General features: G+C 65.5%; 9 protein-coding genes and 3 rRNA genes. 5 read left to right on the top strand and 7 right to left on the bottom strand.

Annotated features, from left to right (window positions below):
* Nucleotides 1–14: 14 nt before the first annotated feature.
* The 4 genes from KI385_RS33035 (at nucleotide 15) to rrf (ending at nucleotide 8,095) form a co-directional block, all read left to right on the top strand.
* Complete coding sequence (locus tag KI385_RS33035) at nucleotides 15–1,343, top strand: class I SAM-dependent RNA methyltransferase (RefSeq protein ID WP_238575716.1); 1,329 nt, start codon at nucleotides 15–17, stop codon at nucleotides 1,341–1,343.
* A gap of 1,609 nt (nucleotides 1,344–2,952) precedes the next feature.
* Nucleotides 2,953–4,479: ribosomal RNA gene (locus KI385_RS33040) — 16S ribosomal RNA — on the top strand.
* Between the two features lie 303 nt (nucleotides 4,480–4,782).
* Nucleotides 4,783–7,904 (top strand): 23S ribosomal RNA (locus KI385_RS33045).
* 74 nt (nucleotides 7,905–7,978) lie between these two features.
* Nucleotides 7,979–8,095: ribosomal RNA gene (gene rrf / locus KI385_RS33050) — 5S ribosomal RNA — on the top strand.
* The 16S, 23S and 5S rRNA genes sit together here, the layout of an rRNA operon.
* Nucleotides 8,096–8,531: 436 nt before the next feature.
* Here the strand turns inward: rrf and KI385_RS33055 are convergent.
* From KI385_RS33055 to KI385_RS33075, 5 genes are all read right to left on the bottom strand, one after another.
* Nucleotides 8,532–8,894 (bottom strand): hypothetical protein, encoded by a 363-nt coding sequence (locus tag KI385_RS33055; RefSeq protein ID WP_238575717.1) that lies wholly within the window; start codon nucleotides 8,892–8,894, stop codon nucleotides 8,532–8,534.
* An 811-nt stretch (nucleotides 8,895–9,705) separates the two neighbouring features.
* Complete coding sequence (locus KI385_RS33060; RefSeq protein ID WP_238575718.1) at nucleotides 9,706–10,755, bottom strand: NlpC/P60 family protein; 1,050 nt, start codon at nucleotides 10,753–10,755, stop codon at nucleotides 9,706–9,708.
* A gap of 21 nt (nucleotides 10,756–10,776) precedes the next feature.
* Nucleotides 10,777–11,259 (bottom strand): poly-gamma-glutamate biosynthesis protein PgsC/CapC, encoded by a 483-nt coding sequence (locus KI385_RS33065; RefSeq protein WP_238575719.1) that lies wholly within the window; start codon nucleotides 11,257–11,259, stop codon nucleotides 10,777–10,779.
* On the bottom strand, nucleotides 11,256–12,479 hold the full coding sequence (gene pgsB / locus KI385_RS33070) for a poly-gamma-glutamate synthase PgsB (protein ID WP_238575720.1): 1,224 nt from the start codon (nucleotides 12,477–12,479) through the stop codon (nucleotides 11,256–11,258). Before pgsB ends, KI385_RS33065 begins: the two co-directional genes overlap by 4 nt.
* Nucleotides 12,480–12,530: 51 nt before the next feature.
* Complete coding sequence (locus tag KI385_RS33075) at nucleotides 12,531–14,507, bottom strand: HAMP domain-containing protein (protein ID WP_238575721.1); 1,977 nt, start codon at nucleotides 14,505–14,507, stop codon at nucleotides 12,531–12,533.
* Nucleotides 14,508–14,734: 227 nt separating this feature from the next.
* On the opposite strand from KI385_RS33075, the gene KI385_RS33080 reads away from it, so the two are divergent.
* Entirely contained in the window at nucleotides 14,735–15,718 is a 984-nt protein-coding gene (locus KI385_RS33080; RefSeq protein WP_238575722.1) for a hypothetical protein, read from the top strand.
* A gap of 186 nt (nucleotides 15,719–15,904) precedes the next feature.
* Here the strand turns inward: KI385_RS33080 and KI385_RS33085 are convergent, their stop codons facing one another.
* Entirely contained in the window at nucleotides 15,905–16,075 is a 171-nt protein-coding gene (locus KI385_RS33085) for a hypothetical protein (protein WP_238575723.1), read from the bottom strand.
* A 639-nt stretch (nucleotides 16,076–16,714) separates the two neighbouring features.
* On the bottom strand, nucleotides 16,715–17,095 hold the full coding sequence (locus KI385_RS33090; protein WP_238575724.1) for an acyltransferase family protein: 381 nt from the start codon (nucleotides 17,093–17,095) through the stop codon (nucleotides 16,715–16,717).
* Nucleotides 17,096–17,318 lie beyond the last annotated feature (223 nt).

Raw genomic sequence — 17,318 nt, forward strand, 5'->3', positions numbered from 1 at the left:
GGAGCCCTCCCGCCATGCAGGCAGAACCCAAGAAGTCGCTGGTCGGCGAGGAGTACGAGGTCGAGGTCGGCCCGGTCGCGCACGGCGGTCACTGCATCGCCCGCACCGACGAGGGCCAGGTCCTCTTCGTACGCCATGCCCTGCCCGGCGAGCGCGTGATCGCCCGCGTCACCGACGGTGAGGAGGGCGCCCGCTTCCTGCGCACCGACGCCGTGGAGATCCTCACCGCCTCCAAGGACCGCGTCGAGGCCCCCTGCCCCTTCTCCGGCCCCGGCCGCTGCGGCGGCTGCGACTGGCAGCACGCCGCCCCCGGCGCCCAGCGCCGCCTGAAGGCCTCGGTCATCGCCGAGCAGCTGGAGCGGCTGGCCGGGCTGTCGCCCGAAGACGCCCACTGGGACGGCACCGTCGAGCCCGCCCCCGGCGACAAGGTCGCCAAGGGCGAGGTACCGGCCTGGCGCACCCGCGTCCAGTACGCCGTCGACGCCGACGGCCGCGCGGGCCTGCGCAAGCACCGCTCCCACGACGTCGAGCCGATCGACCACTGCATGATCGCCGCCCCCGGCGTCTCCGAACTGGGCATCGAGCAGCGCGAGTGGCCGCAGATCGCCACCGTCGAGGCGATCGCCGCCACCGGCTCCAACGACCGCCAGGTCATCCTCACCCCGCGCCCCGGCGGCCGCCTCCCCATCGTCGAACTCGACAAGCCCGTCTCCGTACTCCGCGTCGACGAGAAGGACGGCGGGGTCCACCGCGTCCACGGCCGCCCCTTCGTCCGCGAACGCGCCGTCGGCCGCACCTGGCGGGTCGGCAACGGCGGCTTCTGGCAGATCCACCCGAAGGCCGCCGAACTCCTCGTCGAGGCCGTCATGCAGGGCCTGATGCCCAAGAAGGGCGACATGGCCCTCGACCTCTACTGCGGCGTCGGCCTGTTCGCCGGCGCCCTCGCCGAACGCGTCGGCGACAAGGGCGCGGTCCTCGGCATCGAATCCGGCAAGCGCGCCGTCGAGGACGCCCGCCACAACCTCGCCGACCTCGACCGCGTCCGCATCGAACACGGCAAGGTCGAGGCGATCCTCCCCCGCACCGGCATCACCGACGTCGACCTCATCGTCCTCGACCCGCCCCGAGCCGGCGCCGGCAAAAAGACCGTCGAACACCTCGCCGCCCTCACCCCCCGCCGCCTCGCCTACGTCGCCTGCGACCCGGCCGCCCTCGCCCGCGACCTCAAGTACTTCGCGGAGGCGGGGTATGTGCCGCGCCGGATGCGGGCGTTCGATCTGTTTCCGATGACGCATCATGTGGAGTGCGTCGTGATCCTGGAGCGGGCGACCAAGAGCGCCTGACCTGCGGTTTTAAGCGTGCACCTTATGTGCGGCGTGGGCGTTACGGACGATATCTGACGCTGAAATGACGCTCGCGACGCTCATTTGACGCTCGTTCTGATGGCCCGATGGTTCGTCCCATCGCTGCTCGTGCAGGTCACGCACGGCGGATGGTCCGGTTCCCGGGGTCTGGCTTCACGGACCCGGCAGAGCGCCGCCAGCAGCCGCCGCCGTGGTGAGCACGCCGCAAGCCGTCGTTCGGCGTAGTTCCGCGGTCGGTTGGATGCACGGAGCAACCCTCGGCGCCTGGACTCCTGGCACTCCGGTGCCAGGCACCAGGCGCTTGCATCTCCGGTTTTGGAGGTGTGGTGCATGGGCTGGGGAGCCCTCTGGTCCTATGAGGAACGGCCCTTGTGGCGTCTCAGGCGGTGCCCTCGTCTGCCTGCTCCAGCTCTTCCGACGGGGCCGCCGAGACCGTCGAGGCGCTGTTGGCCGCCGCCGAGCGCCGCCGCGACGGCGGCGCTCGGAGCAACGGCGGCGCTCGGAGCAACGGCGGCGCTCGGAGCAACGGCGGCGCTCGGAGCAACGGCGGCGCTCGGAGCAACGGCGGCGCTCGGAGCAACGGCGGCGCTCGGAGCAACGGCGGCGCTCGGAGCAACGGCGGCGCTCGGCGCACCTCCTGGACAGCGGCGAATCCGTCAGCGGAGTGGGGGGGGGGAGGGCAGCAGCAACGCTCAACGCGGTCCATCACGTCCCCCTCGCAGGCGGCCTACCACTGCGACTGTGCTGACCCGGGACAGATCATCGGATACGCCTGCCTTGTGGGTGCCCCGGTGACCAGGTGGTCCGGCGACCTGGCGGTCCGGGACAGCTCGAACCACCGCGGACGTACCCCCCAAGTCGTGCCGCACCCATAGGATCGTGTAAGTTCTTCGAGTTGCCACAGAGCCGACAGGTTCCACGGCAGCCATCCCGCCGCTTCAGCGGCACACCACTACTGCACGGCCCCTCACCGGGAACAATTTCGGCATGCCGGAATTCGGACCGCGGTGCGATTATGCGTCAACGAGGAATTCCGCTAAAGTAGTGATCACGCCGAAAGGCGCGGCAGATTGAATTGCCGCACCACGGCGGAACCCCCTCCGAAGGGGAATCGGAAAAGAATTCGGACCGGCAACGGAACGAAATCGGATCTGATACAGTCGGAAAGGCCGAAAAGCGAAAGCCGAACGGCCAACCCCGCTCCAACAGGGGGCCGGAGACGGAAACGGATCTGGTAAGGTTGGAACCGCGAAGAAGCCGAAAGGCCGAATCGCACCGGCGAAAATCGGAACCGCAAGGATCTGATAGAGTCGGAAACGCAAGACCGAAGGGAAGCGCCCGGAGAGCCTGGTGAGACAGGCACAAAGGAAGCGTCCGTTCCTTGAGAACTCAACAGCGTGCCAAAAGTCAACGCCAGATATGTTGATACCCCGTCCAGCCGGAAGCATCCGGCGGATGAGGTTCCTTTGAAAGTCCTATCGACACTATGTGCCGGTAGGCAACACACAGCGAGGACGCTGTGAACGAGAGGGCTTATTCCGCCCACTCGTTCCGCTCAACGCGAGTGTCACCCGATTACGGGTAAACATTCACGGAGAGTTTGATCCTGGCTCAGGACGAACGCTGGCGGCGTGCTTAACACATGCAAGTCGAACGATGAAGCCTTTCGGGGTGGATTAGTGGCGAACGGGTGAGTAACACGTGGGCAATCTGCCCTTCACTCTGGGACAAGCCCTGGAAACGGGGTCTAATACCGGATATGACACACGACCGCATGGTCTGTGTGTGGAAAGCTCCGGCGGTGAAGGATGAGCCCGCGGCCTATCAGCTTGTTGGTGGGGTGATGGCCTACCAAGGCGACGACGGGTAGCCGGCCTGAGAGGGCGACCGGCCACACTGGGACTGAGACACGGCCCAGACTCCTACGGGAGGCAGCAGTGGGGAATATTGCACAATGGGCGAAAGCCTGATGCAGCGACGCCGCGTGAGGGATGACGGCCTTCGGGTTGTAAACCTCTTTCAGCAGGGAAGAAGCGAGAGTGACGGTACCTGCAGAAGAAGCGCCGGCTAACTACGTGCCAGCAGCCGCGGTAATACGTAGGGCGCAAGCGTTGTCCGGAATTATTGGGCGTAAAGAGCTCGTAGGCGGCTTGTCACGTCGGATGTGAAAGCCCGGGGCTTAACCCCGGGTCTGCATTCGATACGGGCAGGCTAGAGTTCGGTAGGGGAGATCGGAATTCCTGGTGTAGCGGTGAAATGCGCAGATATCAGGAGGAACACCGGTGGCGAAGGCGGATCTCTGGGCCGATACTGACGCTGAGGAGCGAAAGCGTGGGGAGCGAACAGGATTAGATACCCTGGTAGTCCACGCCGTAAACGTTGGGAACTAGGTGTGGGCGACATTCCACGTCGTCCGTGCCGCAGCTAACGCATTAAGTTCCCCGCCTGGGGAGTACGGCCGCAAGGCTAAAACTCAAAGGAATTGACGGGGGCCCGCACAAGCAGCGGAGCATGTGGCTTAATTCGACGCAACGCGAAGAACCTTACCAAGGCTTGACATACACCGGAAAACCCTGGAGACAGGGTCCCCCTTGTGGTCGGTGTACAGGTGGTGCATGGCTGTCGTCAGCTCGTGTCGTGAGATGTTGGGTTAAGTCCCGCAACGAGCGCAACCCTTGTTCTGTGTTGCCAGCATGCCCTTCGGGGTGATGGGGACTCACAGGAGACTGCCGGGGTCAACTCGGAGGAAGGTGGGGACGACGTCAAGTCATCATGCCCCTTATGTCTTGGGCTGCACACGTGCTACAATGGCCGGTACAATGAGCTGCGATACCGCGAGGTGGAGCGAATCTCAAAAAGCCGGTCTCAGTTCGGATTGGGGTCTGCAACTCGACCCCATGAAGTCGGAGTTGCTAGTAATCGCAGATCAGCATTGCTGCGGTGAATACGTTCCCGGGCCTTGTACACACCGCCCGTCACGTCACGAAAGTCGGTAACACCCGAAGCCGGTGGCCCAACCCCTTGTGGGAGGGAATCGTCGAAGGTGGGACTGGCGATTGGGACGAAGTCGTAACAAGGTAGCCGTACCGGAAGGTGCGGCTGGATCACCTCCTTTCTAAGGAGCATCTAGGCAGCCGCAAGGTTGTCCAGAGCCATAACGCAGGCGAATGTTCTGCGGTGGTTAGCTCATGGGTGGAACGTTGACTATTCGGCGCACTTGGTTGGTTGTCACTAGTACTGCTTCGGCGTGGAACGTGGGGATTGATGGAGTGGGTCGGGCACGCTGTTGGGTATCTGAGGGTGCGGGCTTTCGAGTCTGAACCTTCGCGATGCCGGCCCCGGTGAAAATCTGCTTCGGTGGGTTGTGACGGGTGGCTGGTCGTTGCTTGAGAACTGCACAGTGGACGCGAGCATCTGTGGCCAAGTTTTTAAGGGCGCACGGTGGATGCCTTGGCACCAGGAACCGATGAAGGACGTGGGAGGCCACGATAGGCCCCGGGGAGCTGTCAACCAAGCTTTGATCCGGGGGTGTCCGAATGGGGAAACCCGGCAGTCGTCATGGGCTGTCACCCGCTGCTGAACACATAGGCAGTGTGGAGGGAACGCGGGGAAGTGAAACATCTCAGTACCCGCAGGAAGAGAAAACAACCGTGATTCCGGGAGTAGTGGCGAGCGAAACCGGATGAGGCTAAACCGTATTGGTGTGATACCCGGCAGGGGTTGCCAGTGCGGGGTCGTGGGAGTTCTCTTTCATCGTCTGCCGGCGATGAGACGAGTCAGAAACCGTTGATGTAGGCGAAGGACATGCGAAAGGTCCGGCGTAGAGGGTAAGACCCCCGTAGCTGAAACATTGACGGCTCGTTTGAGAATCACCCAAGTAGCACGGGGCCCGAGAAATCCCGTGTGAATCTGGCGGGACCACCCGTTAAGCCTAAATATTCCCTGGTGACCGATAGCGGATAGTACCGTGAGGGAATGGTGAAAAGTACCGCGGGAGCGGAGTGAAATAGTACCTGAAACCGTGTGCCTACAAGCCGTGGGAGCGTCGCGCATCGAGTTTACTCGGTGCGTCGTGACTGCGTGCCTTTTGAAGAATGAGCCTGCGAGTTTGCGGTATGTTGCGAGGTTAACCCGTGTGGGGAAGCCGTAGCGAAAGCGAGTCCGAATAGGGCGTTGAGTAGCGTGCCCAAGACCCGAAGCGGAGTGATCTAGCCATGGGCAGGTTGAAGCGGAGGTAAGACTTCGTGGAGGACCGAACCCACCAGGGTTGAAAACCTGGGGGATGACCTGTGGTTAGGGGTGAAAGGCCAATCAAACTCCGTGATAGCTGGTTCTCCCCGAAATGCATTTAGGTGCAGCGTCGTGTGTTTCTTGCCGGAGGTAGAGCACTGGATAGGCGATGGGCCCTACCGGGTTACTGACCTTAGCCAAACTCCGAATGCCGGTAAGTGAGAGCGCGGCAGTGAGACTGTGGGGGATAAGCTCCATGGTCGAGAGGGAAACAGCCCAGAGCATCGACTAAGGCCCCTAAGCGTGTGCTAAGTGGGAAAGGATGTGGAGTCGCAGAGACAACCAGGAGGTTGGCTTAGAAGCAGCCACCCTTGAAAGAGTGCGTAATAGCTCACTGGTCAAGTGATTCCGCGCCGACAATGTAGCGGGGCTCAAGCACACCGCCGAAGTCGTGTCATTGCAGCAATACTCCTAACGGAGGCTGTGATGGGTAGGGGAGCGTCGTGTGCCGGGTGAAGCAGCCGTGGAAACGAGTTGTGGACGGTTCACGAGTGAGAATGCAGGCATGAGTAGCGATACACACGTGGGAAACGTGTGCGCCGATTGACTAAGGGTTCCTGGGTCAAGCTGATCTGCCCAGGGTAAGTCGGGACCTAAGGCGAGGCCGACAGGCGTAGTCGATGGACAACCGGTTGATATTCCGGTACCCGCTTTGAAACGCCCAATATCGAATCAGACGATGCTAAGCCCGTGAAGCCGGCCTGGAGTCTTCGGACAAAGGGACGTGGTGGAGCCGGTGACCCGGATCTGTAGTAGGTAAGCGATGGGGTGACGCAGGAAGGTAGTCCAGCCCGGGCGGTGGTTGTCCCGGGGTAAGGGTGTAGCCCGAGAGATAGGCAAATCCGTCTCTCGTTAAGGGTGAGACCTGATGCCGAGCCGATTGTGGTGAAGTGGATGATCCTATGCTGTCGAGAAAAGCCTCTAGCGAGTTTCATGGCGGCCCGTACCCTAAACCGACTCAGGTGGTCAGGTAGAGAATACCGAGGCGTTCGGGTGAACTATGGTTAAGGAACTCGGCAAAATGCCCCCGTAACTTCGGGAGAAGGGGGGCCATTTCCGGTGATGAGACTTGCTCTCTGAGCTGGGGGTGGCCGCAGAGACCAGCGAGAAGCGACTGTTTACTAAAAACACAGGTCCGTGCGAAGCCGTAAGGCGATGTATACGGACTGACGCCTGCCCGGTGCTGGAACGTTAAGGGGACCGGTTAGTCAATCTTCGGGTTGGCGAAGCTGAGAACTTAAGCGCCAGTAAACGGCGGTGGTAACTATAACCATCCTAAGGTAGCGAAATTCCTTGTCGGGTAAGTTCCGACCTGCACGAATGGCGTAACGACTTCTCGACTGTCTCAACCATAGGCCCGGTGAAATTGCATTACGAGTAAAGATGCTCGTTTCGCGCAGCAGGACGGAAAGACCCCGGGACCTTTACTATAGCTTGATATTGGTGTTCGGTTCGGCTTGTGTAGGATAGGTGGGAGACTGTGAACTCTGGACGCCAGTTCAGGGGGAGTCATTGTTGAAATACCACTCTGGTCGTGCTGGATGTCTAACCTGGGTCCGTGATCCGGATCAGGGACAGTGTCTGGTGGGTAGTTTAACTGGGGCGGTTGCCTCCTAAAGAGTAACGGAGGCGCCCAAAGGTTCCCTCAGCCTGGTTGGCAATCAGGTGTTGAGTGTAAGTGCACAAGGGAGCTTGACTGTGAGACTGACGGGTCGAGCAGGTACGAAAGTAGGGACTAGTGATCCGGCGGTGGCTTGTGGAAGCGCCGTCGCTCAACGGATAAAAGGTACCCCGGGGATAACAGGCTGATCTTCCCCAAGAGTCCATATCGACGGGATGGTTTGGCACCTCGATGTCGGCTCGTCGCATCCTGGGGCTGGAGTCGGTCCCAAGGGTTGGGCTGTTCGCCCATTAAAGCGGTACGCGAGCTGGGTTTAGAACGTCGTGAGACAGTTCGGTCCCTATCCGCTGTGCGCGTAGGAGTCTTGAGAAGGGCTGTCCCTAGTACGAGAGGACCGGGACGGACGAACCTCTGGTGTGCCAGTTGTCCTGCCAAGGGCATGGCTGGTTGGCTACGTTCGGAAAGGATAACCGCTGAAAGCATCTAAGCGGGAAGCCTGCTTCGAGATGAGGGCTCCCACCCCCTTGAGGGGTTAAGGCTCCCAGTAGACGACTGGGTTGATAGGCCAGATATGGAAGCGCCGTAAGGTGTGGAGTTGACTGGTACTAATAGGCCGAGGGCTTGTCCTCAGTTGCTCGCGTCCACTGTGTAGGTTCTGAAGTAATGACCTGTGTCTTTGCCGGGTTGGTTAACTTCATAGTGTTTCGGTGGTCATAGCGTTAGGGAAACGCCCGGTTACATTCCGAACCCGGAAGCTAAGCCTTTCAGCGCCGATGGTACTGCAGGGGGGACCCTGTGGGAGAGTAGGACGCCGCCGAACAATCATTGTGGGAAAGCCCCGCACCTTATGGTGCGGGGCTTTTCTGCGTTCAGGGCCCGTTCGCCCCCTTCCATGCGCCGGTCCCCTGCGCCGGCTCTACGGATTCATCCGTCGAGGCCGTCGGAGGAGACGGGCCGGATAGGGGTTCTGGGCGCACAGAGGGCTCTTGAGCGCGCAGGGTGGCGGCCGCCCCGCCGCTAAGAGTCGGCTCCATTACTTATGCCACTGCTACGCCGCCCTGCTCGATTCCCCCTGCCCTGCAAAAAGCCCTCGGTGAGGGAGGGCTGGACACGGTACGGCAAGAGCGTCCCGGCAGGATTCGAAGTTGGGCCCAAGTGTTGAGAAGGCGCCTGGTGGGAGCCGTAGCAATAGGGCTCTGAGCTGCATGGACGCGGGAAGCTGACCAGTCGTCACGGCAACCTTCGAGGGAAGACGGTTACGACTTGGCTGCCAAAGGCAGGATCCGCACCGGGGCGCTGGCCGGTGGGAAGAAGGCGAGACGGCTCGGTGCACGAACGTCTTCGTCGTCGTAGGCCCAGCCCACGGCAGCGGAGACCACGTAGTTGGCACGGCCATCTGAGGTCTCCAAGATGTGGACACGGTCGCTGCGGCCGACCCTGCCGGTCTCCGCGAGGATGCGGGCGTGCTCCTCAGCTGTGGTGCACCGGATGACGAGGCCGTCGTAGACCATCCCTGTCCGTACCGCCTCGACCGGTTTGAAGGGTACGTCGATTCTTGGAGCGTTTTCGGCGAGCTCGCTGCGCAGCAGGAGCTGGTTGTGGCTGGGGGATCCTGCCAACCTCGACCGAAAGCCCCTCCAAGGGACTCTCAAATGATCACGTGAATCGTGGGAAGGGCCCGAGCGGCGATGCAGATCAGGCCCTTGACCCGGGCTTCCGAAGTCGGGAGCCGTGAACCCACGACCTCTTCCTCCCGAATGAGGTCCGGAGACTGATCTTGCCTGCACGGATAATATTTGCCCAGGTCAGAGGCGTGGTGCCGATTGGTCTCGGGTGGCGTCGAAGGGTTTTCGGGCGTAGGCCGGCTCCCAGATAGCTCGCAGAAGGGGCCTGTGGCTTCCCGCGGCGATCGAGGCAGGCATCGCCTTGATTCGTGAACCTGGGTGGCAGGTGGGTTGGGTGGCGTGGCACCCCTGTTGACCGTGGTTTACCGCTGGATCTGGCAGGAAACTGGCACGGAGGTGTCCTGCGCCCATCGTGGTGACGGAGCAGCTGCGATGTGCGGTGCCCATAGGGCGGAGCGGTGATGCCGTTGGCGGTGGCGGTGCGGGAACGAAGGGGTGTCACGCGGGTGCCCGCCCGCCGCGTAGGGGCGAGTGGTCTGCTTGGCGCGTACAGGTCGAACAGCGCGGTCTCACCGGGTTCGCAGGGTTTTCCATTGTGCCTGCCCGCTGAGGGCACCGCCAGGAGCTTCTTGCCGTCGGCGGTCAGGATGGTCTTCCCGTTCGCCGTCAGTGGGCAGCGCCGCCATCTGACCGCAAGTGTGGCCGTTGAGTTGCAGACCAGGACGGCGACCCGCGGCGGCGACCCGCGGCGGCGACCCAGGGGCCGGGGTGTGCCCGGCCCCTGGTGGTCTCAGTCGACCGGTCGTCACAGGCGTTGGGCCGCGCGCAGGCTGACGGCATAGGTGCCGGCGCCGTCGATGCGCGCGCTGCCGCCGATGTCGCCGAACGTGGGGCCGTTGTTCTTCTCCCGGCTGGAGATGAACCGGGGGTGGCCGTCGGTGTCGAGCCCGAGGTAGATGCCCATGTGGTCCAGGCGGGGCCCGTTGCGCCGATCGGTGTCGAAGAAGACGAGGTCGCCGGGTTGCAGGGTGTCCAGCTCCGAGGGGCGTGCGTCGCGGTTGGGGATCACCGGGACGCCGGGGCCTACCGAGGCGATCCCGTTGGTCGTGCGCGGCAGTCCGGGGCCCTTGCGGTCGGTGCCCAGGAGGGCATAGCCGCCGCGGTAGCCGTAGACCAGCCGTACGTAGCCGGAGGAATCCACCGCGCCGTAACGGGACTTGTCGGGGAGGGCGTTCTTGCGGTCGGGGAACGTCCAGGGCTTGCCCAGGTAGTGGTAGAAGTCCGACGGCCTGCGGTGCGGGCCGCCTGCTGGTGAGCCGGGTGGAGTGGGTGGGCCAGCGGTAGCGGGGCCGGCGTAGCGCAGCCCCTGCCGGTCCTTCTTCTGCGGCGCTCCTTTGACGTACTGCTGGGAGACGGCGAGCAGATCAGGCCGTGCGCTGCGGTGGAATGCGGCGAACCAGTCGGTGAACCACTTCTGTTTCTCCGTGCCCGCTTTCCAGGGTTTGGGCATCAGCCGCACCCAGCTGTCGGTGACGATTTTCGCCTTGGTGGTGTGCGGCTCGGTGAAGGTGCGGCTGGGCCCGGTCAGCACGGCGGTGCGCGCGCCGTCGGTCAAAGTGGCGGCCACACCTCCCTTCGCGTCGCGCACCACGGTCCTGGCCGGGCCGGCCAGGCGGTCGTAGGTGTAGGAACTGGCGCCGGGACCGGGGTGGCTCGGGAGTGGTGCGGACACCGCCGTGGGGTCGGCGTCCTTCTCGGTGTGATGGAGCTGGTAGGTGAGCGCCGTGCTGGTGAGGGTGAGGACGGCCAGGGCGGCCAGGGACAGATGTTTGGTCCGGGGGGAACGTACGGTCATGGGTGCGGGCGTTCTCTCTCGTCAGGTGCTGGGCAGGGCGCCGAGCAGCATCCCGGCGGCGAGGATCACGTAGGCGCCGAGGGTGACGGTGGCGGTGGACATCAGCGTGGCCTTCGGCGGCTGCCGGACCAGCTGGTAGGCGATGAGGCCGGGCACGATGAAGCCCAGGGTCTGGTGGGCGAACAGCGTCGGGAACTGGTTCTGGAGCACCAAGTACAGCGTTGCCTGCAGCAGGACGCCGCACATCACGACCGCCGCGAAGAGCCGCTTGCCGTAAAGGATCATCGTGTTCTGCATCACCCTGGTGCACAGGTACGTCAGCAGAGTGACGCACGCGACCATCCCGGCCAGCCGCACGTCCTCGACGAGGGTGAGGGCGAGCCAGCCCGGGGTGATCATGCCGCCGGGTGAGAGGTTGGTCGTCAGATAGCAGATCAGGGAGAACAGCAGGCCGAGGGCGATGCCGACGGCGGCCATCTCCGGGGCGAGGGCGACGGGTGTCACAGGGTGGCTCCAGTGGGGTCGGTCTCGGTCGGCAGTGCCTCGGCGGCGGGGAGCCGCTCCAGCCGCTTCAGCAGGTGTTCGCCCTGTCCGTGGATGTTGCCGATGGCGACGAGCGAGGCGTCACCGTCGATCGCGTCGAGCAGGGCGTCCAGCAGCTCGTCGGGGTCGCGGTGGTCGCCGCCGAGGTCGACGACCCGTCCCGTCCAGTGACCGGGTATGCCCTCGCTTGCGCTCTTGGTGGGGTGGCCGATCAGGAAGACGGTCTGCGGGTCCAGGCTGGGCACGATCGCGCCCATCTGGCCGTTGCGTTCGACCCGGTCGGGGCGGCAGTTGATGACGACGTGCAGAGGGTGGTTGATGGCCCCGAGGCTCAGCAGCTGGCCGACGTTCATCAGCGTCGACTCCGGGTCGTTGGCGGCGAAGACGTTGGCGAAGTTCAGCTGCCCGCCTCGTGGTGTGCGGTACTTCTGCACCGACAGCACGCCGGGGTCGGGCGGCGCGTCCCACATGCCCTGCAGTGCGGTCCGGCGGTCCACGCCGAGCAGCTCGGCCACGGCGAGGGCGATGGCGACGTTCTCCTTGAAGGTGAACCAGTTGAAGCCGCGCAGCTCCTCGTCGGTGACGGATTCGGGGTCGACAGCGATCAACTCGCAGTCACGGGCGGCGGCTTCCTCGCGCAGGATGGGCAACCGGTCCCGTTCGGCGGTGATGCAGACTCCGCCGACCGGCATCGAGCGGGACAGCGAGCGGGCGACGTCGTCGAGCGTGGGGCCCATCTCGGCGAGGTGGTCCTCGCGGACGTTGCACAGCACGCCGATGGTCGAGCGGATCAGCTTGGTCTGGTTGACCTCCTGGAGGGCGGGCATCACGGCCATGCACTCCATTACCAGGGCCTGCGGCCGGTAGGCCGCGGCCCGTCGCACGATACCGATCTGTTCAACAACGTTGGCGATGCCGAACTTCCGGTAGACGGGCTCCTCGGTGGCGTCCGGGTGGATGAAGCGGGCGGCGGTGCCGGTGGTCTTGGCGACCGTGACCAGCCCTCCGCCGCGGAGTGCACCGGCGCACAGCCGGGTGATGGAGCTTTTGCCACGGATGCCGTTGACGAGCACACGGGTGGGTATCTGGGTCAGGTTCGCGAAGTGTCTGCGTTGCTCGATGATCCCGGCGACGAGCAGCCCGAGCGAGCAGACGAGGAAGACGCTGTAGAGGAAGAGCATGTCTTTCGCTTGTCAGTTGTGGGGGGACGGAGTGGGGGGTTCCGGCGGGGTTCAGGAGCGCGGCGACGCGGCGACGCGCGGTGCGTCGGCGTCCGCCTGTGCTGCCGCCACGCGCTGCCGGATCAGCTCCAGGCTGCGGACGATTGACCCGACCTCGTCGTGGTGGCGGGGGTAGAGCACGGTGGAGGTGTCGCCGGCGGAGAGGGCCGCGGCCGTGCGCTCCAGGGCGCGCAACGGCCGCAGTACCGTCAGGTGCAGCCAGCCCAGGCACAGCACCGCCGCGCTGAAGGCGAGCAGTGCGGCCAGTTCTGTCTGCCGCCGGGTCTCGTAGGAGGCGAGCGGCAGCCTGGACATCGGTTTGCGGGTGACGACGCGCCATCCGAGGCCCTTGGCGGCGTGGGTTCCGCGTACCTCGGCCGCCGCGGTGAGCGCCGGTCCATCGCCGGAGTCCTGGCTGGGCAGCGAGTCGAAGGCGAAGAAGCTCTGGTTGGATCCGATGATCTTGCTGTCGGCGTCGACGAGCCAGGCGCTGCCAATGCCGGGGCGGGTAAGTGCGCCGCTCAGCGCCTCGGGGCGGAATTCGGCGACCAGCGCCTCGCCGCCTCCCGCGCCCACCGGGATCACGGCCGCGGACAACGGGACCTTGCCGTCGTGGTTGAGCTGCACGATCGCCGGTGTGCCGTTCTTCACCTTTGCCAGAAGGGGCTTGTGGCCCATGCCGTACGGGGCGTCGCCGGCGTACTCGGGAATGCGCCCGTCACGGTCGACGAGGTACAGGGAGCGCCATGTGTTGTGCCGGGTCAGCGCCGTGTCCAGGGCCTTGCCGATCTGCTCCGGCGTACCGTCCGTCAGGCGGGCCACCGAGGACAGGCCGGCGACACCCTCGCCGAGCATGCGCCGCACGCGGTCGGAGGCGGCGGCGGTACGTTCCTGCTGGCCGTGTACGACGGGGGCGGGCACCGGCACCCGGCCTTCGCCCAGGGTCATCAGCGGCAGCGCACACGACCACGCCGTGACGAGCGCGGCGCAGCACAGGGTCGTGTTGCGCATCGTACGGCGGCGGGCCGGTGCCTTCGGCACGTCGTCGCACCCGATCGCGCCCGTCAACTGCAGCCTCAGGGACTCCAGGGAACGGCTGATACGGGCCGCCTCGCCGGTTCCGTACGCCGGCACCGGGCGCTGCAGATCGCCGTGGGCGAGGCGGCGGGCAGCCATGTGCAGTCGCAGCAGAGGGCGTTGGATCCAGCGCCACAGCACCCAGGTGACGGCGAGGCAGATGGCGAGCAGCGCGGCCGCTGCACACAGGCCCAGGAACCGGTCGCCGGCGACGGCGGTGCCTTCAGGGACGCGGATGCTGGTGACCAGGGTCAGGCCGAAGTTCTGGCCGTCCGGGCCCGCGGGCACCGGCGCGTAGCCGACGACGTCGTGGTGGGCGTTGTCGCGGCGCTCGGTGCGGCTCCCGTTGGCGCCGCTCCTGGCCTGCCCTGACTGGCTGGCGAGCTTGCGAAGGGCCGAGTCGTCGGCCTGGTCGCCGGCGGCGGCCAGGATCCGGCCGCCGGAGTCCATGACGAAGGTGGTGCGCCCCTCTTTCTGCTCCGGCAGGCGCAGGGAGCCGGAGGCGATCAGCAACTGCCGTTTCCCGCCCGCTGTGTCCAGCAGCGCGAAGGACAGCAGCCGGGGCTGGAGCGAATCGAGGGTGACCAGGCGGGGCTGCAGAGCGTCCGCGCCGCCCCGCTGGGAGAGCCGGTCCAACGGTACGTTCTCCCCGCGTGCGGCCAGTAGCTTGCCGCTGGCGGGGTCCACGGCAGCGAGGCCGCGCCACTTGCCGTAGGAGCCGGAGAGCCTGCGTAGCGCCGTGTCGGGGGAGTTGGCAGCGCCGAGGCCGAGCAGGTCGGTGGCATTGCGCAGATCGTGGGAGCTCTGCTCCAGCGAGGAGCTGAGCGATCCGGCGGCGTCGGCGGCCATGAGCTGCTGGGACTCGACGACGGCCTGCGAAACCGCGCTGTCGCTGGAGCGGCCCACGGTCATGGCGGTGATCCCGGAAACGGCGAGAAGCAGCGCCGATATTGCGGCTATGGGTGGTCGGACGCCCCCGAGAAGGGGCATATCTGCGCGCTTTCGCCGCACCCGATGTGGTGGATGCGGAGCAGCCCTTGAAGCTGCCGACATAGGCGATCAACCTTCCTAGGCGTTCCTTACTCCCTTACAGATGGCGGTATTTATCCGGGTGTTGAGACCAGAGGACAGGTGAAACGGTGATCCTTGTCACTGCCGTGAAGCGGGCCGTGAGCAGGCTGCGGAGCCGGCGCTTCCTCGCGGTCGTCGCACTACTCGTCCTCAGCGTGACGGCGACGCTCATCACCCTCGCGCTCCGAGCCACGCACGGGCCCCCGGCCGCCGCGCCGACGGTCGACCTGGAGGAGCACATCCGTGGGTACATCCGGCACTTCCCCTCCGATCACGAGTACCGGATCCCCGACGCCGCCGAACGCGCGCGGGTGAGCGAGGGGATCGCGGACATCGTCGACGGCAGACTCGACGCGGCGCGTGAACCACTGTCCGAGGTCGGTTACACGGTGCGCACCGTGCGTCTGGCGGGCTCGCACCGGATGGTCGCCCAGGTCGCCGAGGCCACCGGGCAGCGAGCGCAACCGCGCGGCTGGGGCGAGGTATTCGTCGATCTGAGCCGGCGTGTGCAATGGAGTGCGCAGGTGCCGCACCCGGTTTCGGACCAGCACACCGAGCTGCTCGGCGCGGAGCTGTTCTCCCGGTCCCCCGGCGGGGTCCTGGTGCTGGCGGGCGCCACCCGCGATTCGGGCCGCGGCAACTCGGCAGATGTGGCGCACCGCCAGGACTCGGTCTTCAACGCCGTGTGCGCGGCGCTGGCTGCCCGTCGGATCCCCGGTATTCAGGTGCACGGCTTCGCCGACGACAGTTCGCCGGGCAACGACGTGGTGGTGTCAGCGGGGCCGGGCGAGGCGAGCCACTGGGTGCGCGAGGCGGCGCGCCCGCTGTCCTCCGCCGGGTTCACGGTGTGCCGGGCGTGGGACCAGGACTGCGGTCGGCTGGAAGGCACCACCAACGTGCAGGCAGGCATGGCGGCGGCGAGTGGCGTCCCCTTCTTGCACATTGAGAACAGCCGCAGTGTCCGCGACTCCCGGACCGGGCGCGCTCGGCTGGCCGCCGCGCTGGCCGAAGTGACGGGGCGGCTGGCCAAGGGCGGGGCCACCGCCGCCTGAGAACATGGAGCGGCCGCAGCCCGGGCGCGGCAGCCGGAGCAGGGGCCTCCGCACAGCGCGCTGTTGGCGCTTACCTTCCCTCTGATCTGGTGAAACGCTTGCTTCCGGGGGCTGGAGACCTGCCACAGAAATCCGCGAGACGAGGCATGCGGAGGGCACAACTGCTCCTGAGCGGGGTGCCGGAGGTTACTCGCGAAGGCGGATTCCGTGGACGGCGGTGTCGAAGACCGGCCGGTATTCGTGCCATTGCGCGTCCGGCGGGGACAGGTAGACCACGTACTCGGTCCCGTCGGCGCCGGCGAAGGCCAACTTCGCTGCCCAGTAGTCCCGCACATCACCGGAATGTGAACTCCCCATACCCCGCGGGCTGTCCCCTGGACTCGTGGGGTCCATCCTCACCCGCCCATAGCCCCGATTGTCCCGATGTGTCTGGGCGTCTTTGGGTTCATGCCAGAGGCGGAGAGGATCGGGCCACGCGAACTCGACGACATTGCCCCTCAGGCCCACCCGCTCGGACGGGTCCAGGTAGGCGAGTTCACCCCCGGACAATTTCCTGGGCCTCCATCCGTCCCGTACGGGGATGGAGAAGCCCTGGCCGGCCTCCTTGAGGTGTCACACGTTCCGGCCGCGTGAGCGCACCGACCCCGCGGCCCGCAACTCTGCCACCACCCCTGGCCGCCGCCGACTCATCGCAACTGCCCAGGCCACCGGCAGCCCACACCAGCTCTCCCAAACGCCAACCCCACAGCAGCCCCGACTTGTTCAGGGGGAAAGTAGCTAGACCGACTCGAATGTGCGGGCGTGCGCCGTAGTCCGGTCGTCTTCCGCCGTGCGGGGCCCGGTGGGTGTTGTGGTGCGGGGCGCCGGGCGTGTCTGCGGCGAGGTGTGACGTGCTGGCGGACATCGTCGATGCCTGGGCGCGTGGTGGTGCGGAGCCACTTTCCGAGGGGGTGTTCGATGAGGCGGTGGATGAGCCAGGCGGTGACCAGCATGCGGTCACCGAGGCCACCAGGACCGGGGTGGGGATCTGGTCCCGGTAGTGGTGGATGAGGGCATGCCGATGTTCAGGTGGATGAGGTAGAGCGGGTAGGTGAGCGCTCCCGTGGTGGTGAGCCACTTCCACTGGATCCGGTCGCAGGCGCCGAGCGCGAGCGCGCCGATCAGGGCGAATGCGGCGATGATGATGAAGCGGGCGGGCCAAGTGGGCAGGGCGTCCACGGCGGCCTTGCCGAGGTTGGTGGCCAGGCGATTGTCGATGTAGCGCTGGGCGAGCAGCAGTTGCAGGATCACGATCGCCCACAGGATCGCGTTGGGCCGGTGGCGGCGCATCAGGTAGAAGGCGATGCCCGCGATGAAAAACGGCGCGTACTGCGACATCGCGAACTCGGTGACCAATGGGGGTGTTCAGGACCGGCGCGAGGGCGGCGGCCACTGTCCACACCCCGCACAGGATCAGACAGTTGCGGTAGGTGACGCCGAACATTACTCGATGAGGTCCCGCGCCGGTTCTGCTCGACTTGCTGCTTGCTTCCCGCTTATGGGTTCCGCTGCCCGATTCCGGGCCCGTCGCGCTCGGTCGCTGGCGCGCATGGCCTACCTT

This window comes from Streptomyces inhibens (assembly GCF_022221585.1).
Lineage (GTDB): Bacteria > Actinomycetota > Actinomycetes > Streptomycetales > Streptomycetaceae > Streptomyces > Streptomyces inhibens.